General features: G+C 40.5%; 19 protein-coding genes. 8 read left to right on the plus strand and 11 right to left on the minus strand.

All coding sequences use genetic code 11. The features are described from left to right. Nucleotides 1-381 precede the first annotated feature (381 nt). Both ABMY35_RS11345 and ABMY35_RS11350 read right to left on the minus strand, forming a co-directional pair. A complete protein-coding gene (locus tag ABMY35_RS11345; protein WP_349286301.1) occupies nt 382-930 on the minus strand; it encodes a hypothetical protein in 549 nt (182 codons plus the stop codon). Nucleotides 931-1,178: 248 nt separating this feature from the next. Further along, nucleotides 1,179-1,352 (minus strand): hypothetical protein, encoded by a 174-nt coding sequence (locus ABMY35_RS11350; protein WP_349286302.1) that lies wholly within the window; start codon nt 1,350-1,352, stop codon nt 1,179-1,181. 323 nt (nt 1,353-1,675) lie between these two features. On the opposite strand from ABMY35_RS11350, the gene ABMY35_RS11355 reads away from it, so the two are divergent. After that, nucleotides 1,676-2,119 carry a hypothetical protein gene (locus tag ABMY35_RS11355; RefSeq protein ID WP_349286303.1) on the plus strand — a complete coding sequence of 148 codons (444 nt, stop codon included), beginning with the start codon at nt 1,676-1,678 and terminating at the stop codon, nt 2,117-2,119. Between the two features lie 49 nt (nt 2,120-2,168). Here the strand turns inward: ABMY35_RS11355 and ABMY35_RS11360 are convergent, their stop codons facing one another. Next, the gene (locus tag ABMY35_RS11360) at nt 2,169-3,443 is read right to left on the minus strand and encodes an amidohydrolase family protein (protein ID WP_349286304.1); all 1,275 of its coding nucleotides are present in this window, start codon (nt 3,441-3,443) and stop codon (nt 2,169-2,171) included. A 448-nt stretch (nt 3,444-3,891) separates the two neighbouring features. Between ABMY35_RS11360 and ABMY35_RS11365 the strand changes: the two genes are divergently transcribed. Then, nucleotides 3,892-6,108 (plus strand): TonB-dependent receptor, encoded by a 2,217-nt coding sequence (locus ABMY35_RS11365; RefSeq protein ID WP_349286305.1) that lies wholly within the window; start codon nt 3,892-3,894, stop codon nt 6,106-6,108. A 270-nt stretch (nt 6,109-6,378) separates the two neighbouring features. Here the strand turns inward: ABMY35_RS11365 and ABMY35_RS11370 are convergent, their stop codons facing one another. Then, nucleotides 6,379-7,245 carry a hypothetical protein gene (locus ABMY35_RS11370; protein ID WP_349286306.1) on the minus strand — a complete coding sequence of 289 codons (867 nt, stop codon included), beginning with the start codon at nt 7,243-7,245 and terminating at the stop codon, nt 6,379-6,381. A gap of 26 nt (nt 7,246-7,271) precedes the next feature. Further along, nucleotides 7,272-9,095 carry a 6-hydroxymethylpterin diphosphokinase MptE-like protein gene (locus tag ABMY35_RS11375; RefSeq protein WP_349286307.1) on the minus strand — a complete coding sequence of 608 codons (1,824 nt, stop codon included), beginning with the start codon at nt 9,093-9,095 and terminating at the stop codon, nt 7,272-7,274. Nucleotides 9,096-9,268: 173 nt separating this feature from the next. Between ABMY35_RS11375 and ABMY35_RS11380 the strand changes: the two genes are divergently transcribed. Together ABMY35_RS11380 and ABMY35_RS11385 are read left to right on the plus strand one after the other, a co-directional pair. Continuing rightward, entirely contained in the window at nt 9,269-9,664 is a 396-nt protein-coding gene (locus ABMY35_RS11380) for an arginine deiminase-related protein (RefSeq protein WP_349286308.1), read from the plus strand. A gap of 50 nt (nt 9,665-9,714) precedes the next feature. Continuing rightward, nucleotides 9,715-11,121, plus strand: coding sequence for an alanine/glycine:cation symporter family protein (locus ABMY35_RS11385; RefSeq protein ID WP_349286309.1), 1,407 nt, complete (start codon nt 9,715-9,717; stop codon nt 11,119-11,121). A 47-nt stretch (nt 11,122-11,168) separates the two neighbouring features. Here ABMY35_RS11385 and ABMY35_RS11390 read toward each other — a convergent pair whose 3' ends face one another. Continuing rightward, nucleotides 11,169-12,713, minus strand: coding sequence for an FAD-binding oxidoreductase (locus tag ABMY35_RS11390; RefSeq protein WP_349286310.1), 1,545 nt, complete (start codon nt 12,711-12,713; stop codon nt 11,169-11,171). 227 nt (nt 12,714-12,940) lie between these two features. On the opposite strand from ABMY35_RS11390, the gene ltaE reads away from it, so the two are divergent. Beyond that, complete coding sequence (ltaE, locus tag ABMY35_RS11395; RefSeq protein WP_349286468.1) at nt 12,941-13,948, plus strand: low-specificity L-threonine aldolase; 1,008 nt, start codon at nt 12,941-12,943, stop codon at nt 13,946-13,948. A 93-nt stretch (nt 13,949-14,041) separates the two neighbouring features. On the opposite strand, the gene dgcA is transcribed toward ltaE, so the two are convergent. The 4 genes from dgcA to ABMY35_RS11415 all read right to left on the minus strand — a co-directional run bounded on the left by dgcA (nt 14,042) and on the right by ABMY35_RS11415 (nt 18,770). Continuing rightward, the gene (gene dgcA / locus ABMY35_RS11400) at nt 14,042-15,028 is read right to left on the minus strand and encodes an N-acetyl-D-Glu racemase DgcA (protein WP_349286311.1); all 987 of its coding nucleotides are present in this window, start codon (nt 15,026-15,028) and stop codon (nt 14,042-14,044) included. After that, nucleotides 15,025-16,038: an N-acetyltransferase DgcN gene (gene dgcN / locus ABMY35_RS11405; RefSeq protein WP_349286312.1), complete on the minus strand. Its 1,014-nt coding sequence runs from the start codon at nt 16,036-16,038 to the stop codon at nt 15,025-15,027. The genes dgcA and dgcN overlap by 4 nt, the downstream gene beginning before the upstream one ends. A gap of 114 nt (nt 16,039-16,152) precedes the next feature. Next, the gene (locus ABMY35_RS11410; protein ID WP_349286313.1) at nt 16,153-17,037 is read right to left on the minus strand and encodes a LysR family transcriptional regulator; all 885 of its coding nucleotides are present in this window, start codon (nt 17,035-17,037) and stop codon (nt 16,153-16,155) included. A 14-nt stretch (nt 17,038-17,051) separates the two neighbouring features. Next, nucleotides 17,052-18,770, minus strand: a complete 1,719-nt coding sequence (locus ABMY35_RS11415; protein WP_349286314.1) for a Na+/H+ antiporter NhaC family protein — start codon at nt 18,768-18,770, stop codon at nt 17,052-17,054. Nucleotides 18,771-19,029: 259 nt separating this feature from the next. Between ABMY35_RS11415 and ABMY35_RS11420 the strand changes: the two genes are divergently transcribed. The 3 genes from ABMY35_RS11420 to ABMY35_RS11430 all read left to right on the plus strand — a co-directional run bounded on the left by ABMY35_RS11420 (nt 19,030) and on the right by ABMY35_RS11430 (nt 24,633). After that, nucleotides 19,030-21,873 carry a TonB-dependent receptor gene (locus ABMY35_RS11420; RefSeq protein ID WP_349286315.1) on the plus strand — a complete coding sequence of 948 codons (2,844 nt, stop codon included), beginning with the start codon at nt 19,030-19,032 and terminating at the stop codon, nt 21,871-21,873. Between the two features lie 65 nt (nt 21,874-21,938). Further along, nucleotides 21,939-23,066: a M14 family metallopeptidase gene (locus tag ABMY35_RS11425; protein ID WP_349286316.1), complete on the plus strand. Its 1,128-nt coding sequence runs from the start codon at nt 21,939-21,941 to the stop codon at nt 23,064-23,066. A 10-nt stretch (nt 23,067-23,076) separates the two neighbouring features. After that, the gene (locus ABMY35_RS11430) at nt 23,077-24,633 is read left to right on the plus strand and encodes an amidohydrolase family protein (protein WP_349286317.1); all 1,557 of its coding nucleotides are present in this window, start codon (nt 23,077-23,079) and stop codon (nt 24,631-24,633) included. A gap of 229 nt (nt 24,634-24,862) precedes the next feature. Here the strand turns inward: ABMY35_RS11430 and ABMY35_RS11435 are convergent, their stop codons facing one another. Next, nucleotides 24,863-25,807, minus strand: a complete 945-nt coding sequence (locus ABMY35_RS11435) for an alpha/beta hydrolase (RefSeq protein ID WP_349286318.1) — start codon at nt 25,805-25,807, stop codon at nt 24,863-24,865. Nucleotides 25,808-25,824 lie beyond the last annotated feature (17 nt).

The following is a 25,824-nucleotide window of genomic DNA, read 5'->3' on the forward strand; positions in this document are numbered from 1 at the left end:
ATGTGCTCTAGTTTCAAATCGCGCACAGGCTAAATAAAAACAATTATCATTGCAATGATCATTTATAGAATATTTTTATTCGAGTAAAATTTAACCGACATTGTAAGATTCAGGTATATAGATGTGATTTTTAGAAGGAATAAATTAACTTTTTTACACCTTTAAGGTACAACCATAAGACTTATAAATATATGAGTTATTTAAGTGGGAAAATTAAATCAAGATTCAACAACTGTCTTTCAAGTTTCAAACACTTACTCTTGATTTTGGGAGTTAATTACATTTCAGAATAAATTCGCTGAATTCAATTTACGACTAAAAATTACATTCAATGGCTTTTTTTAGCCAAGGTCGCGCTTCGATGGACAATGATTGTGTTCCTTAAGCTTTTTCAGGTGATAGCGCGACTTCTATCTCGAGCGGCTTAACAATATACTTTTGTAATAGCTTTTGCAGTCCTGCCTCATCAATACTGCCAAATTTTTGCTTTAAGACACCTTTTTGCACTTTAGTATGCTTATACCCACTGAGTTGAACTTCGCTGAAAGCATTTACCCATGCAAAATAGGCATTTTTAGCATCACTATTGTATTTGTCGACTAATTCTTTCACTCTAGGCAATGCGCGCTTATGCATGTCATGATCTTCTAAAAGAGCAAAAGTAAATATTAAATTTATACCCGAATTTAACTCTCCACTTTCATATTGGCTGATCTGAAAACTACGATACGCCGCTTTAAAAAAACGATTCGCCTTTGTAACTTCATTAAACTCAAGTGCCATCACACCCAAATTATTATTTAAGATCGCAATAGCCTTTCTATTATTGACCTGTTCCGCTAATTCGAGCGTACGTTGAAAATAATCTTGTGCTTGGCTGTTTTTCGCATAATTGCGAGCTATACCTCCTAAGCTATTGAGTGTTTTCATTTTGTCAGAAGCATTATTCGCACTCCTCAAAGCACAAAGTAGCGCTCCTTCAGATTGGGAATAAAAACCACCTCGTCTCAACCACACCCCGAGGTTATAAAAAATATTGAAACGCCTTTCTTGGAAAGCTTTTTCATCTACATGACTAAAAAGAAATGCAAAAGCAGGCTCAGACGATTGGTGTTCGTGCAGTAATAAAGATGCCAGTATCGTTAAATGATGATACTCGATAATTAAGTCATCACTTTTTAGTTTTTCCGGAGTAATTTTTTAAGTAAAAGTGATGCTTTTTTAGGATTTGAATTAAGAAAATAAGCAGCCTCATTTATTCTATATTCATCATCTTGAACTGCTTTTTTTGCAAAAACAGGTGAGATAAAGACACTCAAAAAGAGAATTAAAACAAAGCGGGTGATAGTCATAATAATATCTTGCTAAGATGAACCATCTCTATCATAAATAACTTTATGATGACTATAGCAGTTAAATTGTAAACATATGTTAAATTTAGAATTTATATTCAACACTCTTTTTGCTTACTCAAAATTTTTTATATTGAAAAGATATCCTTAATAAAAATTTCAAGTAGCAATGCGTACACCATCAAGTTCAAATCACTCTTCATTTAATGAAATAATCAACGTACTTACTCAAGTTAACTACTAAAAATTGTGTTGCAAATTTAACCACTTAGATCTATTGTCATTAATACATTATTTTTGTTTTTAGGTAGAAAGGAATAAATATGAAAAAAACAGCAATAATTTTAGCAACATTACTTACTTCAGCATGTGCCTCTCAGCCTTGGTCAGAAGTCAATGGTGATTGGAGTAACCCTACGGATACAAACAACTTTGATGTAGTTATAACTGGTATCGATGGAAAACTTAAATTTGAGAATCGCAAACGAGAAACATTTGAACCCGGCCTTGTGACACTTCGCTTCTCATCTGAGAGACCAGCAAGAACAAAAGCTGATGAAAACGCGTCTTATAATAATAAAACTGTTGAGATGAATCTTAAACCTTGCGTTCGATACTATGTTTCAGCACAGCACAAAAATGTTTTAAGTGGCAACATCAATAATTGGGATGTTGTGTTATTGAAAGAAGAGCCAATTAAAAGCTGTCAAAAATTACTAAACAAGAAGCCTGAAGAATTAACGTCAGACTCAAAACTTTCTATCTAATGGTTTTGGCCCCGTGACTGTTTTACGGGGCTAAAACCCATTCTAGGTCTTATCTTTTATCAACTTCAATCTCGCCATCTTTCACTACAAAGCTTACCTGCTCCATCACTGAAATATTCTCTAACGGGTTACCTTTAACGGCGATAACATCAGCATATTTTCCAACGTCTAAAGAACCTAGTTTTTGCTCTTGTTTTAATAAAGTTGCTGGTGTGATGGTCGCCGCTTGTAAGGCTTGCAATTCGGTCATACCAAACTTCACCATACGACTGAACTGTTTGCCGTTGTCGCCATGAGGATAAACACCCGCATCTGAGCCAAATACCATTCTTACACCCGCTTTTACTGCTTTACCAAAACTCGCACGTTGCCTAGCACCTACGACTCGCTCTTTATTTAAGCTTTCTTCTAAAATGCCAGCTTTTTCGCCTTCACCTAAAATATACTCGGTGTTGTAAATATCCATTGAGAAATAAGTGCCGTGCTTTTTCGCAAGCTTAATGGCTTCATCATCTAAAAAGCTCACGTGCTCAACTGAATCTACGCCCGCTTTAATTGCTGATTTTATACCCTCTGTACCATGAGCATGAGCAGCAACAGTCAAACCACGTAAATGTGCTTCAGACACAATGGCGTCCATTTCTTCTTGAGTATATTGCTGCGCCCCTACTTTAGTGCCTTTAGAGAGCACACCACCGGTCGCACAATACTTAATCACATCGGCACCAAATTTAATGTTTTCACGTACTTTGGCACGCACCGCCCAAGGACCATCAGCAACCCCTTTTGCTGTTACGGCATGTTCATGAGTCAATAGGTTGTTATCACAATGCCCACCAGTCACACCCAGCGACGGGCCCGAGGCAAAAATGCGTGGCCCTGGTACATCACCGTCATAAATTGCATGCTTTAACGCGATATCTGAATAACCCACAGCACCTAAGTTGCGTACTGAGGTAAAGCCTGCTTCTAAAGTACGTTTTGCGTTACGTACACCCGTAATAGCGGCACGTTGTGAAGTACGTTGTAAGCGTTTATAACCATGAACTTGAGAATCACTGGTTAAGTGAACATGCATGTCGAATAACCCTGGTAACAATGTATGCCCTGGTAATTCAATGACTTTATAATCACCCGATACAGTTGAATGACCGCGTTTAATTTCTGAGATTTTGTTGTCATCGACAACCAACGTGACGGGTTTAATCAGTTTGCCAGTTTTAACATCGAGTGCCGCATCGGCATGAATAATTAAGTCTTCGGCTAATGCAGACATACTCGCTGTTATAGAGAATATGCTCATTGCAATTGAGGTGAGTTTCATCAGGAGCCCTTGTTGTTTTAAGTGTTTTTTGTTTTCACAAAACCTATTTATTCATAAAGTATTTGTTAATGCGAGCTTTTGCGACTTTTATAAAACCATTAACTTATATTAAAAAAAGGTACGGAAATTTCTAATTAAACCAATAATTCAGCTTAATTATTTAACCAAGCTCTCACTTTTGAGAATAAAATCTAATTTATCATTGCAGAATTATTACACTTTCCCCTATAATGCCTGCCCAACCGAATAGCAGCATGATGCTGACCTTCATTTTATAAAAACCACTTGTCATGGAAGCGATCGCCCCTTTAAGGTGATGGCGTTTTTGTGCGCGTGTGTTTTATAAATTAAAATCTCATTTCTCTGCTATTCCACTAGGTTGGCGAGTCACCTCGCAAGAAACCAACAAACACACGAGATTTAAAACACAGTTTCTTGAGGAATAAATATGAGCACCCCTGTACGCAATTTATCTCCTATCGCTGCGGCGATGGCCTTTGCACTGAGCAGCTTCTCATCAACTTCGGTAATGGCTGACGAAGCTAAAGCTGAAGACAAAAAAATCGAAGCAATTACAGTAACAGCAACAAAACGTTCGCAAGTTATTTATGAAGTGCCAATTGCGATGAGTGCATTCTCAGGTGATGACCTTGATTCACAAGGTATTTCTGACATCACTGATGTAGGCAAGTTTGTTCCTAACTTAAATATCACTGGCTTCTCAGCGGGCCACAACTCATCTGCGAACCCGTTCATCCGTGGTATTGGTCTGCAAGATCACCTTATCACGACAGATCCAGGCGTAAGTGTTTACGTTGATGGCGTTTACTTAGGTCGCCAAGTAGGTCAAAACTGGAACCTAGCAAACATCGAGCGTATCGAAGTACTTCGTGGTCCTCAGGGCACACTTTACGGACGTAACTCAATCGGTGGTGCAATCAACATCATCACTAAACAGCCAGATCAAGCTGCAGTTACTAAAGTAAGTGCTGAAGTGGGTACTCGTGGTCGCTTAAAAGGCAGCATCTTCACTAACCAAGCAGTGACTGAAGACTTAGCGTTTAACTTCAACATGGGCTTTAACCGTCGCGGTGGTTTAGGTGAGTTCATCAACTTGCCAAATGCTGAATACGATGTGGGCGAAAACCAAGAATTCCACGGTCGTCTTTCTGTAAAATATAATGCAAGCGAAGACTTACGTTTGGTATTCACAGCTGATGCAAACGATGGTGAAGGCGGTACGCGTCCATTCACAACATTAATTGACGAACTACCAAACGGCCGTTTAGCGCAAAGCGGTTTAACAAACGCCGACGTTGCAGCTGACCCATATGACAATGCAACCAGCACAATCGAAACTGCAACCGTTTCAAACAAAGCAAACGGCATCTCTTTAACTGCTGAATACGATATCAACGCTGATCTTGGTACTAAATTCATCTTCTCTAAGCGTTCATCAGAATACAAAGCAGGTCTTGATGACGACGGCACGGCAGTAAAACTAGACCACTACCCAGAGCGTGGTACAGCAGATCAAACCTCTGTTGAACTACAATTAACAGGTTATTTAGGCTCTGTTGACTTCGTAACGGGTGTTTACTGGTTTAACGAAGAAGGTAGCAACCGTCAAAGCGACACTGAAGCACAGTTCAATGGCGGCCCAACAAAACTTGAGCTCGACCAAGAAACGACAAGCCGCGCTGTATTCGTAAACGTGGGTTACGATGCAACTGACGACTTACGTCTATCTGGCGGTGTGCGTTATACAGAAGATGAAAAGTCAGCTTCAACAAACGTATTTGACCCAGTAGGTACAATTCACTCAAGCCGTGAATGGGACGAAGTGTCTTATGAAGTCGCTGCAAACTACACATTCGAAAACGGTCTAAACTGGTACGGTACAGTACAAACTGGTTACCAATCAGGTCAGTACCCTGCGCGTCCATACTTCTTAATCGGTCAATTCTTCGGTGCAGGTGGTTTTGATAACCCAGAAACCGCTGCAATTGTTCGTGCAAACAACGCATTTATGGCGAGTGATAACATCAGTGCTATCAACTACGAAACAGGTTTCAAAGGCCAGTTAACAGATGATTTCAGCATGAGTGTGGCATTCTTCAACACCGAGTATGACGACCTACCTTACCAAGTAAACACGTCAACAGAGACAGGTTTTGATACCAATAACCTGATCGTTGAGCAAACCTCTCGCGGTGTTGAATTTGAAAGCACGTATTACGTGACTGATAACTTCACGCTTCACTCAAGCTTTGGCTTTATGGACGTAGACGTTGAAGAGCAAAATGGCGTGAAGCCAGTTGCACCACTTACACCTGAGTGGACTGCATCACTTAGCCCGTCATATACGTTTGAACTTGAAAACAACGCGACAGTAGCAAGCCGCTTTGACGTATCTTTCCGTGACAGCATGTACGGTGAGCCAAGTTCAGATCCACTGCGCATGACGCAAGTTGATAGCCGCACAACAGTGAACTTCGATATCTCTTATGCGCCTGCAAACGCAAACTGGGACGTATCACTATACGGTCGTAACATCTTTGATGAGCGTTATGATGATGCACGCTTAAACACTGGTGATTACCTGCTTGTGATTAAGAGCAATGATGCAAGCGAGTTTGGTGTTCGCTACCGCGCTACTTTTTAATTTAAGGTAAGTTTAAATTAATACCGCATTGCCATTACTCAAATTACAATGCGGTATTATTATCTATTATCAACAGCTCTAACTTTATAGCTAGAAGCACGAACTCAGCATCAAAAATATTTGCCCAACAAAAAATAAAAAAGGGCGCTCAAAGCTAAGCTATTCAAAAGGTTATATTGAACAATCTAAAAACTAATAATTAAGGTTATATTATACATTAATAATGTCTATAGAATAAAAATCAACTTATTATATATGCTATTTTGATACCTAATCAGGAGCATAGCCAAAAGAATTACTACATTCGACATCATAAGCTTCACGACCTTTGTAATAAGCCCTGACAGTACCTAAATAGTCCTTTCCAATCTTAGAGTAACCATAAAACTCATACTGACCATATTCATGCTTATTTAAAACAATACGCTCTTTTTTCTTTGATAAAGCTCCCTGTAAAGTTAATTTTAGTTGGTCATAAGTATCAGTCTTTGGTATGTGTCGCTTATAACGACCTGACAACATATATTGTTTATCAAGTAGAAAAATATCAGAAGTTGATGCAGAACCTATAATTTGCCTATTAGCAGTCCTAACGCATGTAGCAAAATATGGTTCATATTCACTATAAACATCTCTCTTTATTTCCATATAGAGAACACCGTAATGGATGAAACTAGAAGTTCCACTTGGCAAATCAAAATTAGCTTCATTTGTTGGGAATGAAATAAAACCTTCTGGGCGATCACCTGCACCAAATGAGTCGCCTGCGCCAAATGAGTCGCCCGCGCCAAATGAGTCGCCTGCGCCAAATGAGTCGCCCGCGCCAAATGAGTCGCCCGCGCCAAATGAGTCGCCCGCGCCAAATGAGTCGCCCGCGCCAAATGAGTCGCCCGCGCCAAATGAGTCGCCCGCGCCAAATGAGTCGCCCGCGCCAAATGAGTCGCCTGCACCAAATGAGTCGCCTGCACCAAATGAGTCGCCTGCACCAAATAAATAAGCTGAATTGAAATTGTCAGCTGCGTTTTGGGTAGAGCCTGAGTTATGCTGAGCGACCCTGTCAAATGTGTCAGCTATTGACTCACTTACATGTATAGTAGCCATTGCTAATGGTAAAACTGCCATTACATTAAATTTCATATATCTTCCTTATGAACGTTACAACTCTATTTCTCTGTCAAAAACAATAAATACTTATCAAGATAAAACTTTAACTCAACTAAATAATCACCTCTATTATATATTGGAATATGATTAATATGAGATGAAATTGCCAATAAAATATACTTCAAGGTGCCGCTTAATAGATAATTTACTTTTTTAAAGTCTGAACTTGATGATATATCTTTAACCAAACTTGATATTAACTTGACAATACCCTCTATAGACTTCTCTTCTCGTAACTTAGTCATGAGCGCTGCAACTAAATAAGATGCAGTGTTTAGTGTATTATCTGATTTAATTGCTTTATTTGAACGAAACTTTGAGTAAAGTTTTATGTCATTTATAACTTTCTCTTTGTGAATATTTGGGAACTTCAGGTTCTTAAAATGTTCAACCTTAGTTCCTTCTATCTTCGCACCATTACTACAATTAGTGACTGTAAGGGATGCATCGCCAATGATGTTTTTTTGTTGTACTAACCTAGATTCGTTAAATATTCTCGAAGTTGAGACAGTATCTTCAAAATTTCCTTTTACACTTATTTCTGCCAAAAAGACTGAGTTTGATAAATTACTATCTTCATCAAAATAAGCTGAGTGCTTACTATGGTGGTACTTAGGATCTGTATAACCATAATCACAACCTAGTAGAAAAATATTCTTAAACCCTAAGCGTAGCAATGAGCTTAAAGCCATATTAGTAACCGTTGGGTTACAGTTATACAGGAGCTGTAGATTAGTAAACTCTTCTTTTAACAATGAGGCTCCTAGATCATTTGCCTTTGCAAATATAATACGGTTTTCGAAAAGCTGTATATATTCAGGAAACACAGTATTTAAACCTATGAAGATAGACTCTTTATTTACCAGTTGCCTAACTTGCTCTCTTTTTATGTACAAACTTTCAGGCGAACGTTCCATTTCAACGTGAATATCAGGCGTAATACCATTTTCAAGCAGAGCGTTTAGCGATGTTCCACAAGATACAATCAGCACATTATTCTTCACTGATTGTAAATGTGATATGTCATCATCCAAGGATGGTCCATTACCAGCAATTATGATTGGTGTGCTTTTGTACTTTTCAAACACATTTGAATGGCTACTAATTTTATTATGATGACTATTCTCTATTGTATGAGTTAAGCTCATTAATTCATCTTCATAAAAACCCCACAGACTTGCCGCACTATTGCGCCAAACTTTAAAATTAGTAAATACCTTGTCAAACTCCGGAGAGCTGTAATGACGAAAAAGGCTGACATCTGCAACCAGTGAGGGTTCGTGATTATTTACTAAATTTATAAATTCCCTAACGAAGTCTTCGTAAGTTTTACAGGTAAAGATTCTTAGTTTACCGTGCCTTTTTTCACAAATGTTTTTTATGCTACTCAAACAAATATGATGTGAGGCAAGGGCTAATTGCTCAACATTCGGTTCAACAATAATCACATCTGAATAGTTTACTCTTTCTAATAAATGCATGATGTGATAACCAATGCCGACACCCAGAATAATTAATGTACCTCTTTGCGGTTTAGAATTTTGCTGCCAGTTTAATTTTCTCGCCGCTTTATTAAGGTTATTAATAATTTTTTGATGCACATAGCCATTACTATCTAAACTTTGAAGACATATGCTTAAGTGTTGAGGATGATTTAAGAACAAATTGACTTGGGTGTAGCACGATGCTTTCGCGTTTTCGCCGTAAAAGTCTACACATAAAGAGTTGATTTCGGATTCAGTGAAGTTTTCTATACTTTGAGCTAAATCTACCGAAACCTCAGTTGATATAAGCTTTATATTGTCCCTTAACATATTGTCCATTAGAATATTTTCCTAAAATATTATACCAAAAACGTAAAAATTCCTAGAAAAGGTAACTTTTATTAATTTAAATTTCCAGAAAAAGAATTTAACTTTAGTAGAAATTAATCAATACCTTAGACATTAATAGTCGTAAAAATATATAACTTATCAAACTCAAAAGTCTTGAACCTATGGTATTTGACGCTCAAGATCAGCAGGGCAAAGCGGTTTACCATACCAATGTCTTTATGTGTATTGGCAGCGACTTTGTTATAGCTGGATTTGAGATGATGACAGATACCAAACGCCGTGATGAGATCATTCGACGTTTTGAATTTGCTGGCAAAAAAGTGATTCATTTAACGGAAGCGCAAATAGGCGCATTTTGCGGAAATGCACTAGAGTTTCACGCAGGTTCTAAACGTCTATTGGCATTGTCGAGCACCGCATTTGCAGCGCTCAGCCAATCGCAAAAAGCATTGCTTGAGCAAAGTGTCACGTTAGTACCACTCGATGTTTCGGCCATTGAACTGGCTGGCGGCTCAGTTCGCTGCATGCTAGCGGGCATAAATCTGTCAAAACGCTAACACTGCTAAATTTAGAATTTTATTTGGTATAAAAAAGAGAGCATATAACAATGATAAATAGCGCAATTAGTACCATTAACAATCTACTGTGGGGCCAAGGCCAAATACTCATTTATTTGCTGTTATTTGCAGGCTTCTGGTTTTCATTCAAGCTCAAGTTTGTGCAATTTCGCCACTTTAGATACATGTTCAAAGTGATGAAAGACAGCACCCAAGGCGATAAATCTGGTATCAGCTCGTTTCAAGCTTTATGTACCGGTTTATCGGCTCGGGTCGGCACAGGTAACTTAGCTGGCGTTGCCATTGCCATCTCACTAGGAGGCTGTGGCGCGGTATTTTGGATGTGGTTAATTGCGCTATTAGGTATGGCGACTGGGTTCGCCGAAAGCGTACTCGGTCAACTTTATAAAATTCGTGACGGCAACAATGAATTTCGTGGCGGTCCTGCCTACTATATTCGTAAAGGTCTAAACAAACCTTGGCTTGCAGTACTGTTCGCACTGTGTTTGTTTTTAGGTTATGGGGTGAGCTTTAGTGCAATGCAAGCCAACACCATTGCTGATGCACTGAACAATACTTTTGCTATCGACCCAACTTATTCAGGGGCGGTGATTGCCGTTATCGCAGGGCTCATTGTGGTAGGCGGTCTTCGCAGTATTGCCCGTTTTGCCGAGCTCATAGTGCCATTTATGGGACTGGCCTTTGTGGCCGTTGCGCTTGTAATTACTGCAATGAATATTCATCACCTCCCTACTATGTTTGCAGATATGTTTGCCTCGGCATTTGGCTTAACAGAAGCTGGTGCCGGCGCACTCGGTGCTGCCATTAAAAATGGTATTCAACGGGGGTTATATTCGAATGAAGCTGGCGCAGGTAGCGTGCCCCATGCTGCAGCTGGTGCGTCTCCTGTGCCAAATCACCCTGTTGCGCAAGGTTATGTGCAAATGCTTGGAGTATTTGTCGATACCATTGTTTTATGTAGCTGTACCGCCGTGGTCATTTTACTGTCTGACATTAACATCAGTGGCGAAATGGAAGGCATTGGCATGACACAAAACGCCATGAGCAGTCACTTTGGTGAATTTGGTCATTATTTTGTTGCCGCGGCCATCACCCTATTTGCCTTCACTTCCGTGGTTGCAAACTACGCCTACGCAGAGAGTAACCTTCACTTGTTCAAACTCGACAATAAACTGGGTCGCGCAGCCTATACGGCCTTATATTTATTTATGGTGTTTTGGGGAGCAACGGCATCACTCAAAGAGGTATGGAGCATGGCCGACGCCGCCCTTGGTTTAATGACCTTAGTGAACGTTTACGCCATTGTGCTGCTCACCCCAACCATTGTTAGTATTACCAAAGACTATCAAAGTCAGCTAAAAGCCAATAAAACTCCAGAGTTTAAATTAGACAATGTTGAAATTCAGGGCAAAACAGAAAAAGGCGTATGGGAGTAACAGCCAAAAGAGCGTGTTTAAACACGCTCTTTAAATTGTCTCATAAATTAAGCAGGCAAAATACTCTGCCCATGATTAAAGACATTGTTTGGGTCGTACTGACTTTTTACAGTCTGAAGTGTTAGATAATGCTCACCGTAATAAGCCTGTTGCCAGTCAGTAATTAAAGGGTCGATATAATTTACGTATGCACCACCAGTGCTCCATGGTGCCATAACTTGCCTAAAGCCGTTTTGCTTAGCTTGTGCGGTATCTATCTGTGCGTTGCTGGCACTTGGGTGAAGGGGTAAATAATATTCGGCACTTACAATGGCTTTGCGGTGCGGATATGCGGTTTCACCCTTTCCTATTTCATCAATTTTGCCACCGAGCAAATTCATAATGATCATGCCGTTATGACCATCGCTATTTTGCTGCTCAATTTCAGCTTTTAATGCTTTTACACCCGCTGGTGGAATGAGAGAGTTAAAAAAGTCAGAGCTGGCGCCAAACGCACTGCGCTGCATCGTTCCTCCCTCAAATTGCGTGCTTAGATGACAAGATGCCACATTGCTCTCACAAGTACCTAGCATCACACTGCGATAGCTACTTGTATTATGGATGTTAGAACTCGGTGTAGCTCCTGTTTCGGCAATAAAGTTTTGCCAGAGAGTTTCTGCTTCTGCTGCAGGGTTTAAACAAAATGCCCGAACATTGACTCTCGGACCACCAAATACCCAAGTTGGTAGGCACTGCGCCCACATCTCATTGGGCCACTGCTCTGCCAGAGTTTGCCAAACCGCGAACACGTCTTCAAAGTCATCAAAACTAAAATTCGCTTCAAATACAGTAATGTCGTTGGCTGCGTGTGTTTTGAATTTAAATTGCGTCACAATGCCAAAATTACCACCGCCGCCACCTCTCAGTGCCCAAAATAGCTCATTATGATTGTTCGCATCACAGCTAATAATTTCAGCATCGGCAGTGACTATCTCAACCGTTTGCAGCGTATCGCACGTAAGGCCATGTGCTCTATCAACTACACCAAAGCCGCCGCCCATGGTTAACCCTGCAATACCGACACTTAAACAACTACCTGCAGGAATAGACACGCCCTGCTGTGTTAATTGATCATACACGTCTGTAAGCCTTGCGCCTGAGCCTATAGTGGCGATGTCACCTTGTAATGAAATGTCATTCAAATCTGCTACGTCTATTATCATACCTTCGGTTGTCGAATAACCACCATAGCTATGGCTGCCAGAGCGTGGGGCAATATGAAGCTCATGCTCTTTTGCAAAACGGATCGCAGTCTGCACGTCTTGTGCATTCGCGCATTTCACCACAGCTTGCGGATAAATATGGTCAAAACGTGTACTAAAGCTTAAACGTGCCAGCGAATACGGTTGCTCGTCCGTAGGGAGAATAACACGACCAGAAACATTTTCTTTCAGCGTTTGCCATTGCGCGTTTGTGAGTTTGCTCTCCACACCGGTATCTGGGCGATTATCTATGAGTGGCGGTGTGACTTCAGGCGCTGAACCACCTCCCCCACCACAGGCAGTTAAAAATACAGAGGCGGCTGAAAAGCTGAGAAACTGTCGACGGTCCATGACGATCCCTTGGTATTGTTTATTTTGTTGTTTTTATAACCTTTTGAATTACCCACATTATGCTAAACCTTTGTATTTAAACAGGGTAAACTGTAGCTATTTAATTGATTATTAATAATTTTCACCTTTCCTTAAAGATCAGCGTGGTAATTGAATCACCGCACTGCACGCGCTAGACTGGACTATCACTTTTTTGAAAGATCAATAACAACAAGATGAGCCATAAAATAATCGACCTGCGCAGTGACACTGTCACCCAACCTTGTAAAGCCATGCGTGATGCAATGGCCAACGCCCCTGTTGGCGATGACGTATTTGGTGATGATCCAACCGTGAATGCACTACAACAAAAAGCCGCAGAGCTAACCGGCCATGAAGCGGCATTATTTGCCCCTAGTGGCACACAAAGTAACTTGCTTGCCCTACTCGCCCATTGTCAGCGCGGTGACGAATATATTGTTGGTCAAGACGCCCATACTTATAAATACGAAGGCGGTGGCGCAGCAGTATTAGGCAGTATTCAACCTCAGCCAATTGAGTTTGCAGCAAATGGCACCACTCCACTGGATATCGCGAAAAAGAAAATAAAACCTAACGACCATCACTTTGCACGCACTCGTTTGTTATCAATCGAAAATACCGTAGGCGGTCAAGCACTGCCTATGCCTTACTTGGATGATGCGCGCGCTTTTTGTAACGACACGGGACTTAGTTTACACCTTGATGGTGCTAGGGTATTTAACGCTGCGGTGCATCACAATGTGCCTGTTTCGGCAATTACGTCGCAGATGGATTCGGTTTCTATCTGTTTATCGAAAGGTCTAGGTACGCCGCTTGGCAGTATTTTATGTGGCCCGATAGACTTTATTTATGAAGCTCACAAGTGGCGAAAAATGCTCGGCGGTGGTATGCGTCAAGCTGGCATTGTCGCAGCCGCCGGTATATTCGCGTTAGATAACAATATTGATAGACTGATTGAAGATCATCAAAACGCAGAGTTTTTAGCCAAAGAACTAAATGAACTCGATGAACTAACAGTCACAAAGCAATTCACCAATATGTTGTTTGTTGAATACCAAGGCCCGCTTTCACCCACTGAGCTTGCCGATAAGCTGTTAGAAAAAGGCATCAAAATTTGTGCAGGTGAGCAAATGCGTTTTGTATTGCATAAAGATGTGAGTAAACAGGATTGTAAAAAAGTCATTAACACGTTTAAAAATATTCTTAATACTTAACCTGCCATACTCCTTAACAAAAATATAAACGGCCGTGCATGCCGTTTATATTGGTTTTTGCTTAACAAGCACTCAGGCTACAAGAAATAAAATTTAGACTTCTCCCCACAATAAAGGCTCAGCAGGCGACATAACCCCGTCTTTAAAATCAAAGCCATTAGCCCTGTCTTCAGACAATAACCAAGGACCATCTAAATCAACAAATGTAGCTTCTGAAGATAGTAAAAAAGCAGGTGCCATGGCTAACGAACTCCCAACCATACAACCAACCATGATAGTAAAACCCAGAAGCTGTGCTTCTCTCATTAAAGCAACGGCTTCTGTAATGCCTCCTGTTTTATCTAGTTTTATATTTATAGCATCGTAATATCTTTTTAGTTGTTGTAAGCCTTCACGAGTATGGCAAGACTCATCAGCGCAAATTGCAACAGGCCCATTATATGCTGCTAAATCAGCATCTTGGTCTGCCGGTAAAGGCTGTTCAATTAAACTCACATTCAGCTCTGCAAGCGTCGGCGCAACCTCACATAGATCTTCAATTGTCCAAGCTTCGTTAGCATCAACAATAAATTTAGATAAGGGGCTGGCCTCATGTATTGCTCGCATTTTATCGACAATATTGTCTCTATCTAATTTTACTTTGATAAGTGGAGGGTGCCCCATATCTGCCGCTGCTTGAGCCATATTTTCTGGGCTGTCGATACTGAGTGTTTGCGCAGATACACATGACTGAGGTTTTGATAAACCCAATAGCTCATGAACAGGCTTATTCGCAATTTTTGCGCGCAAATCCCAATATGCGCAATCAAGTGCATTTTTTGCAGCGCCTGCGGGCATCTTTTGAATTGCATTTGAGAGCATACCCTCACTATCAAGATACGCTTTAATCGCATTTATTTGGGACATTACAGAGTCAAGTGACTCACCATACCTTGCATAAGGTACCGCTTCTCCTAAACCAACGTATGAACCACTTTTAAGCTTCACGACAATAACATCAGCAGAGGTTTTCGATGAACGTGAAATTTTAAATACCTGCTTTAGGGCAAAGCAATGTGTCTCTACTGCTAGCGCGATCATTGATCAGACTCGCTAACAAGAGTTTGTACTACACGTTCACAACCATCTCGCAATGGGTCAAAAACTGGGACACCAAATTCACTTTCTAATTTGTCACAGATTTGTTTTGCCTCTTCTGTATCAACCGCAGAAGTATTCACCGCAATACCGAGTAACTGCACCTTTTCATTAGTTAGCTTTGCAGCCTGAATATTAAGTGAAATTGTATCGGCTATGCTTGGTTGCGAGCAGTGAGGTAAACCTCGCATAGATACTCTATTTAAAGCATGACATACGACAAGGTAATCAGGTTGCGAACCATGCAGTAAACCTAAACTCACGCCTGCAAATGCGGGATGCGACAGTGACCCTTGACCTTCAATGATATCCCAATGTTCAGCCTCGTTATTCGGCGATAAACTCTCTGTTGCACCAGCTATAAAGTCAGATACCACACAGTCTATCGCCACCCCTTGCCCTGCGATTAAAATTCCCGATTGACCTGTGGCTCTAAAGTCAACATTGAACCCTGCTTTGTCCATCGCCTTTTCTAGGGCTAAAGAGGTGTACATCTTACCTACAGAGCAATCTGTACCAACCGTTAAGATACGTTTACCCGATCTTTTTTCACCTGTGCCTGTTACGAACTTAGCAGTAGGATGACGAATATCATGTAATTGGCAGCCATTTTTGTCTGCTCTTTGCTTAATTGAAGAGATATCAGATAGCTTATCATGCATGCCACTCACAATATCCATACCCGCATCAAGAGCTTGCATAATTGCTGGCAACCAAGCCTCTTTAATAATTCCACCTGAATTTGCCAGCCCTAAAACTAGGGTTTTTGCGCCTTGTTTAACTGCTTGCTCAATTTCTATGTGTGCTAGCCCTGTAGAAACGGTACAACCATCAAGACGATACTCGCCAACGCATAGCTCTGGTCGCCAATCAGCAAGACCTCGTGCCATTTTAATTGACAACAAGTCAGTTGCATCACCAATAAATAACAGATAAGGAGGAGAGAGAATCATAATTGTGTCCTTTGCTAAACGTCTTTAAGAAACTTAATTCTGAGCTTATCTCAGAACACAATTAGATAAAGTGACAAGGATTTCAGCATCCATAACCTTATGTTATGGGGTTTCTTAACTCCCTGACAAAGAATAGGTTAGTTCTGATATAAACTGCTCAGAACTTTTACTTAACTGACGGTTTTGTAAATGTAATGCATTAACTTTAAACGTCAGTGGTGGTTCAAATGACGCCATCGCCGTATCACTCGTCAACATTGCATTTGCGGTATACTTATCTACCACGCAAAGCCCCATACCTTGAGCAACAAGCCGAGTTGCAATAAAATATGTTTGTACTTTGACCATGCAATTAAGTTCAACGCTATTTTCTACCACTCGGTTCCATAGTAGATCACCCAAAGGTCCACTTTCACTGATATCAATAAAGTCGTACTCAGCCAATTGCTCAACACTCAATGTTTTCGGAGTTTCAGGAAAATAGGCCTTAGGGTAAACCACCACCATTTCAGACTCTGCTAATTCTAGGGTTGTAACACCAGGAAATACTTTTGGTGAGAATAACACCGCGATGTCGCTGGTATGCTCTATCAGTGACTGGAACACGGTATCGTTATGTATCGTACTAATATTAAAACTAATATTCGGATATTGTGCGGTGAACCGACCCAGCGCCTCAGGCAAAACTGTAAAACCTAATGCCGGTGAGATACCTAAATTAATATTACCGTATTCGGCCCGTTTAATGTTTTTCGCTTTATTTCGAATCGAGTGTATTTGTTGATAAACTTTATCTACTTCTCCAAACAAGCTTTCCGCTTCTTCAGTAGGGATCAATCGACCCTTTACCCGATGGAATAGGTCAAACCCCAGCTGTAGCTCAGCATGCGCTAATACTTTACTTACCGAGGGCTGTGATACGTGGAGTAAGTTCGCTGCATTGGTGATAGAGCCGGTTGTGTAGATGGCATGAAAGATCTCAATGTGCCTAAGTCGCATAAAAAGTACCTGAGTTAAACTAATACAAAAGCACAACCGGTCCACAACAACATCGCAGCTATCGCAGCAAATGTTGCAGGTACAAGCTGACTTTTCACATGGTCCATCAAATCACAGCCGGTTGTCATTGCACTTAGTATAGTCGTATCAGAAATTGGAGAACACTGATCGCCATATACACTGCCATTTAATACCGCAGCAAAACATAAAGTCATAAACATATAAGGGTCAGCTAAGTGCTGCATTTCGGCAATCGACCAAGCCAATGGCATAGCCAATGGAAAAGCAATGGCATAGGTCCCCCAACTCGTGCCTGTTGAAAATGCAATCAACATAGTTAATACCATCAAAAAGCAAGGTAACATCCAAAATTGAACTTGCTCACCTAGCAATTGCGTTAGGTATAAACCTCCACCAACCTCTTTACTGATACTACCAATGGTAATAGCCAACATCAAAATAACCGAGGCAACAACAACCCCTTTTAGTCCATTACCAAACCCCTCTATGATATCTTCTAGTGCCATGCCTCGTGCCATCGCCATGAAAGCAGCAAGCACTAAGGCTATAGCAAACGCCCAATTTACTTTCGGTGATCCTAAAAAATAAAATGTACCAATGGCGATACCGATAATGCTTGCCAAAGGCAGCAAAAACTCCCAAATATTTGCAGTGTAATAATCAGGACTATCTGCCCCCTGCAATTCTTTTGCGCTGAGCGGCTTGGCATTTTCTGCATCTAATTGACCTGTTCTAGCTGCTCGAATATGCGCCGCACGAATACGCTCTCCTGAAAAGTGGGTGATATTTAAGCTCAATAATAAGGTGCCTAAAACAGCCAAGATACCGTAGAAACTGAAAGGGACACTGCTGAAGAAAAAACTAATACGGTCAGCCTCTGTCGCCAAAAAGCTTACGCCTGGCACAAATATTAAAGCCTGTACATAGGCCGGCCAGGCATTAAAGGTAATTACTGATGCAATCGGTGAAGCTGTAGAATCAACAATATAACTCATTTCTTCATGGCTGACCTTGGCCTTATCAGCAAGAGGCCTGACGGTTGTTCCTACCAGCACAGTACTCATCGTGCCACCTTGAAAAAATAGAACCCCCATAAGCCAAGCAATTAATTTAGCGCTGCGCGGCCCTTTGACAAAATGCTTAGTCATAAAATTTGCAAATGCTAGAGCAGCCCCCGTTTTAGACCAAATCCCCAATAAACCACCGAGCAACCAAAGGTATAACAATAAAATTGCCGCTGCACTCTCACTTGCCAAATTGGGCACTAACACTTTGTCAGTCAGATCATATCGCCCTAACATCATTGCGCCAACAATCACCCCAGCTAACAAAGCTGTTAGAGGTTCACGAGTCATTAAACACAAAACAATTGTGATCACTGCAGGTAATAACGACCAAGCACCAAAATGAAAAGCGGGTTTGAGTAATAAAACTTGCTCCGCCTTTTGAACCCACTGTTGCGACAACTTGGGCGCTGCTTGCAGTTCGTCTAAGTTGCTTTGTCTGAGAGGAGAGCTGTCATATGGCACCAAATCCGGAATATCGCGTTGCTCACCCTTAAAATAATAACTAAGCTGCCCAGAATCTGATTTATGAATATCATAGCTATATTGTTGCTCTACCCAGTGCACACCAGCGCCCTGCCCCACATAAATTGCAGTACATACTCCAAATAAGAAGATAAGCAATGCTAATGGCTTAGACTTTATCATGACAATTCCTAACGAGATTTGAATTGAAAGTTAATTAATTGTTTTACATGTTTACTTTTTCACGCTAACACATCTCAAGGATTAACTTTACATCATTAAACCTTGCACCCTATAACCTAAGGTTATGGATGAGCTATTAACTATAAATTGTTAACTAAAATAAATTATTTATTGTTTAGCCTGTAGCAGGCAGGGCTTTAAAAAAACTGAAAGACAAAAAGCCCAATCCAAATATAACAACGACTAAAATGGTGAAAACATGACATTCAAAGCCAATCTCGCGATGAAGCCAGCATATTTAAGTGTTTGTGTTGCTCTTGCATGCATCTCATCAACTACACTTGCTCAACAGGGTAATGATAAAGAAATAGAAAAAATCAGTGTAGTTGGCTCAAATATTAAAGTGAATCAAGACAGAGGTGAGCTGCCCGTTACTGTTATGTCAGGCGAGGACATCGCAAAAACAGGTGCTATGACAGGAGCTGAACTACTCGCTGAAATTCCGCAAATGGGCGAAGTATCATTTAACCAAGGTCGTTCTGGCGCTGGAGTGAATGACGCTAGAGGCGATGTATCGTCTATTAATCTGCGTGGTCTGGGCACTGGTAATACACTTACTCTACTGAATGGCCGTCGCTTAGTATTGCACCCAGGTACTCAATCAGAAGGCCTAGTACCAGTTACAACCGTCAACAGTAACACTTTGCCAGTGAAAGGCTTAAAGCAAGTCGAAGTATTACGTGATGGTGCGGCAGCAATATATGGTTCAGATGCTGTCGCTGGCGTCATTAACTATGTGTTAAAAGACAACTATGAAGGCAGTGAACTGAGTTTTAATTACGGTAGTTCAGAAGGCACATCACAAGATCAACTTACCATTGGCGGCATTACAGGCTTTGCGTTCAACGACGAAAAATCTCATTTAACTACCTCTTTTAACGCTTATTTTAAAAATGGCATGATGGCCAATGAACGAGAATATGCTCGCTCAGCTGATTTATCAAGTTACCCTACTCTCCCAGAAGAGTTTATTGGCGATACACAGTTAGATAATCGACACTCGGCTTCACCATGGGGTGAGTTCAGCGGTAAAGAAATTGGCAAGTTTCACATTCGCCCGCAAACGATGGGAGACTGTGAAGTAATTCTAGAAAATGGTGTTTGCGCGAGTAGTGGCAGCCAGCCTCGAGATTTGAGATATAACCGAAACTACGATAACTCTTTAACGTCTGATGTTGAGAGATTTAATGCCTATGCGCTTTATACTCAAGAGTTGACTGATGAAATAGAATTATTCGGTGAAGCCCTTTATTACCAAGCCAAATCAGAAAGAACCCGCTTTCAAGCACACAATTTATCATCACAGCGTTTCAGTATCGCCGCCGACGCCTATCACAACCCGTTTGACGAACTGATCACGGTGAGAAATTATCGTCCTGTAGATGCTGGTCGCAGACAAGTTGAAGTAACCGATCACAGTTATCGATTATTGACAGGCTTAAAGGGTTACATTGATGAATGGGATTGGGAGTCAGCGATATTTCATACTGAGGCCAACTCACTAGATAGAACTTTTAACTGGGTGCAAGCAAGTAAATTCCAGGCTGCAATTAACAGCACAGATAAAAATACAGCTTACAATATATTCACAGGTGGTGATATCAACAATGTCACTCAAGGTGACAGCAGCGCAAATCCACAGGCTGTAATAGATAGCTTTACCACAACCGTTGATAGAGAAAGTAAAACGACCTTATCACAGTGGGATTTCAAGATCTCAAATAGTGAGTTAATGCCTATATTTGCCGGAGACCTGGGTTTTGCTGCAGGCGTTGAATACCGTCATGAAAGTTATGAAGAAGATAGAGATAACTTGCTAGACACCAGCTCACCATTTATTGATCAGAACACCGGAAAACTGCTCACCGAAAGTGATGTACTAGGTAATAGCCCTACGAAAGACAGTCGTGGTAGCCGCAATGTGTTGTCTGCATATGCTGAGTTTTATGTCCCCTTAGTTGAAGATGCAGCTTTTGCAAAAAACATCAATCTACAAGCTGCTGCTCGATATGAAAGATTCAGTGATGTTGGAGACGTCTTAAAACCTAAACTGGCATTATCTTGGGAAGTAAATGACTGGCTACAATTCCGTACCGCTTATGCAGAAGGTTTTAGAGCTCCTGGGTTACCTCAGGTGGTAGCCGATAACCTTGCCCGTACTAATACCCGACGCGATCCTGTTACTGGCGTTCGAGGTGGTGTATTAGAACTGAGAAGCGGCAGTGACACACTAAAACCTGAAGATGATATAAACAAGTCTTTTGGTATTGTCTTAAAACCCACTGATAACTTGCTATTAACTGCTGATTGGTGGCAAGTTGAGCAGGAGAATCTAGTTGGCTTACTAAGCAGTCAAACTCACTTGCTCTATGATGCTTTGCTACGCAGTCAGGGCAGTAAAAATGAATTTGTTATTCGCGATGAAAATCTTGAAATTCTCCATGTTAAAAATGATTATGCCAACTTGAATCCGAGAAAAGTCAGTGGTGTCGACTTAAGCATTAACTATGATATTAAATCTGATTTTGGTCGGTTCGACTTCAAGGTTAACGCAGCGCGACTATTAGAGTTTTATCAAGATATAGATGCCATTACTGCCACAATAAGTGCAGCACAAGCAGCTGGTAACGAAAGTATTTTGTTTGACGGTGAAAATATTGAACTGACTGGCGGTGGAAGTTTAGTCGAGAAAAATGGTCGACCTAAATGGCGTTTTAATGCCTCTATGGGATGGAAACAAAATAATTGGGCAGCAGGTATAAGTGCTAGATATGTCGGCAAGTTTGTAGACACCAGTACGAATTATGCTGACGAGCAAGGTGAATTAATTTATTTACCAGTAGAGAGCTGGACCACAGTTAATGCGTACGTTAATCATAACTTTACAAAAGAAGGTTGGCTGAACAATAGTAAGATAACATTCGGGGTTAGAAACCTTTTTGATAAGCAACCACCACTGGCAGATGCACATTTCGGTTATCAAAGTAGCATGCATTCAAGCCAAGGGCGCTATTTTTACTTAAGCTATAGCAAGTCATTTTAAATAAGTTGGTTTTCAAACTTAGGCTTACCGTCATAGGTAAGCCTAACTTTTTACGGCATTAAATTATGATACATAAGTCAATTTTATTACTTTCCCTATCAATATTCTCGAATATTGCAAACGCCTGTTTAAACGGTGATATAACCATAGATACTCAATTTGCGACAGCACGAATAGGTCATTGTGAACAAATTAATGATAAACATATACAGTTAACCTTGTTACCAGAAAACACCCCCATCAACAATAGCCCTTGGTTCGGTTTTAAGATTTCAGCAAAAGAACAAAAGCAAGTTAAGATTTCTATCAAAGCGGATGGCGGAAAAATGCGCTACAGCCCAAAAGTATTTAAAGACAATACTTGGCATTTAATCCCTTTTGAGAAGCATGACAAAGACATTTCTTTTTCACTCAATGTCTCTTCAGAGCCACTTTGGATATCAGCTCAAGAATCTCTTAATAGTCTGGAGTATCACCGCTGGGCAAAAGCACATGCGCAAAAAAGCTTTCTCAACCATGACATAATCGGTTGGTCTATCGAACACAGACCTATTTTTAAACTTGAAAGCCGAGCTAAGAGTAATCAATGGTTGATCCTTGTTGGCAGGCAACATCCGCCTGAAGTAACCGGAGCCTTAGCCATGCTTACCTTTGTTGACCATGTATTTTCAGATTCAGCAATCGCAAATACATTTCGCAAACGCTTCAATATACTGGTTGTGCCAAATATAAACCCTGATGGTGTCTACCATGGATATTGGCGTCACAATGTAGCTGGAAAAGATCTCAACCGAGATTGGAAAACAGCTATGCAACCTGAAGTAGCGAGTGTCGTAAAGTATCTTGATGGCTTAGTCGAAAATGGCGGAGAAATTAAATACGCTGTAGATTTTCATTCTACTTACAAAGATATTTTTTATACCATCCCTGAAGATTATTTAAGTCATAACCACACATTAACGAATGATTGGCTAGATAAACTTGAAAAAACATTACCTGAATTTGAAGTACGAAGAAAAGCTGGGCAAAATCCAAATCGCGGCGTTTTCAAGCAATTTATCGCTGATAAATATAAAGTACATGCGGTCACTTATGAAATGGGTGACAACACTGACAGAGCTTTGATCGATAAAGCGGCGATCGAGGCTGCAGAAACGCTCATGTCAACACTGCTCAGCAAGCAAAAACAGTAGAGTCACTAACATGAAAGCTAATACTTTAAAGTTGAGCGCTTTAGTCATGTTGATGGCGCTCACGGGCTGTGCTAGCAAACCAACTTTCAATGCCGATATTTTGCTGACAGGTGGTTTACTCATTTCGGGGGATGGCTCCGCCGCAAATGCTAAAAAAGTTGCCATTTGTGAAGATAAAATTTGTGGAATATTTGCACCTGACAGCACACATATTAAAGCAAAACAAGTCATTGATGTGTCTGGTAAGGTGATAGCCCCAGGGTTTATAGATCCACATACACATTCACTATCAGATTTAAAAAGTAGCACCCGAAATAGCAACCTAAACTATTTAACTCAAGGAGTAACGACTGTCATCAATGGCAATGATGGCGGTGGTCCTGTTGACTTTAATGCCACCAAACATACTTTACATGCCAATGGTATCGGTACCAATGTAGGTTTGTTAGTTGGTCATGGCTCTCTTAGAAAACAAGTCATGGGAAAAGTGGCGCGTCACGCCACAGAAAAAGAAATGTCGCAAATGGAAGCCTTGTTAGAAGCAGCCATGGAACAAGGCGCACTAGGCTTATCTAGTGGTCTTTATTATGTTCCCGGCAGCTATGCAAATACCAACGAAGTAGTTCGTTTAGCTAAAGTCGCTGCAAAATTCAATGGCATCTATGACACCCATATTCGCGATGAAAGTACGTTTTCAATCGGCCTCATTCCCGCCGTACAAGAAGCGATTGATATTGCCAAAGCTGCAGATATTCACTTGCATCTGGCACATATAAAAGCACTAGGCGTTGACGTTTGGGGGCAAAGTGAACAAATCATTAATCTGGTCGAGTCTGAACAGCAGCGAGGTTTAAGTATTTCAGCCGATCAATATCCTTGGTTAGCATCTGGCACTAAACTGCATAGTGCATTGATGCCTAAATGGGTCATGGCAGATAGCAAAAAAGCGTTTCATGCAAGACTCAAAGATCCAAGGTTACAAGATAAAATTGACCGAGAGCTTGCAGAAAACTTGCGTCGTCGCGGTGGAGCTAAAGCCATTTTAATCACTAAATTCTATGATAAAAGCTTAGAAGGTAAGACACTTGAGCAAGTTGCCAAAGAGTGGAATTTATCAGCTATCTCCGCAACAAAAAAACTGGTGTTAATGGGTCAAGTTCGTATTGCTTCTTTTAACATGTCTGCGGAAGATGTCGAAAACTTTATGCAACAAACTTGGGTTGTTACTTCATCAGATGGTACCGATGGGCACCCAAGAAAATACGCTAGTTTTCCAAAAAAGTTAAAAAGCTATGTTTTAGATAAAAACTTAATGTCTCTTGAGACCTTCATACAGCGAAGCAGTGCAGACACAGCAAAGTATTTTAATATTAAAAAACGAGGTCAAATTAAGCCTGATTATTTTGCCGATATCATCGTATTTGACCCTAAGCAGATAAGTGTTAACGCATCATTCGCTCATTGGAATGTATTAACTGAAGGAATGCAATATGTCTTTGTTAATGGTGAAATTGTCATTAACGATCATAAATTTACGAATATTCATGCTGGTAAAGTTATAGATTAGTGCAGTAAAAAATCTCCCTTACTAAAAAGCCTAGATAAATGATATCTAGGCTTTTTTAATTCGCTTAATAACTGTAGTTTATTTACAAATTAATACCTTCTTAGCACACGCTACTGAATGCACTAGACCGAATAAATCTCGATAAATGCGAAAAATAAATTAAGTAGGAACGTTTGATAGAACACCTCATTAATTCATAGACTTAGAAGAAGGTACAAATACACATGATTTAATTTCGACTACTGAAAGAGATAAATTGTTTTGCAGTGGCCTTGGGCGCTTCTATCATAGGTAAATGTCCAATATCATCCATAACAACCATTTCAGCTTGGGGCGCTATTTGAGAAAGCACCTTTGCCGCTGAGTAATGAAGCACGCGATCTTGTTTTCCCCATGTAATCAACACAGGTTTACTAAACTTGGCTAGCCCTCGGTCTAAGGGAGAAGCAAATTTTACTTTGCTCTTGTCTTGTTTATGGATTTCATAAAATATTTTCTGATTAATCTGGTAATCTTTCTCGGCTTTTTTAGCCAGCTCAGAAATAACAAATTCAGGTATGTAAGGTGGACGTTGAAAGACAAATGACGTCAGTTTTTGAAGGTCATTTTTGTCCTGCACAAGTACGATTGGCTTTTTATTATTTGAAATATCTTTAAACATTTCACTTTCGTCGGCAGATTCAACCCCTAACGCATTCAATAACCATAAACCAGTTACTCTTTCAGGGTATTTGATTGCATAGTTTCCAGCTATGTACCCTCCCATTGAATTTCCAGCGATATAAAACTTATCAATACCTAATTGATTGATGAGTTCATTTACTCGTCTAACTTGAGACTCAACATCATATTTCAGGTCCATCTTTTTAAAGCTATCGCCAAACCCAGGTAAATCTATCGCTATTATGGAATAATCATCTTTGAGGTGCTTAGCTAACCTGACCCAATTATCCTTATTCGCGCCAAAGCCATGAAGAAAAACGATCACGTCGCCTTTTCCGCCTTCTAGGTAAGCAACTTCTCCCTCATCAATCTTTATTGATTTGACACTGAGACCTGCAAGCTTTCGTTCAATTGATTGCCCTGCATAAAATAATTGCTCTGATGAGAGAGCAAAGTATCCGAAAAGTACAGTGAACAATAGACCCAAAGTTATTTTTGTGATGTTTTTCATAGTTATCCTTTTTGATG

The organism is Pseudoalteromonas sp. BZB3 (genome assembly GCF_040104455.1).
GTDB lineage: Bacteria > Pseudomonadota > Gammaproteobacteria > Enterobacterales > Alteromonadaceae > Pseudoalteromonas.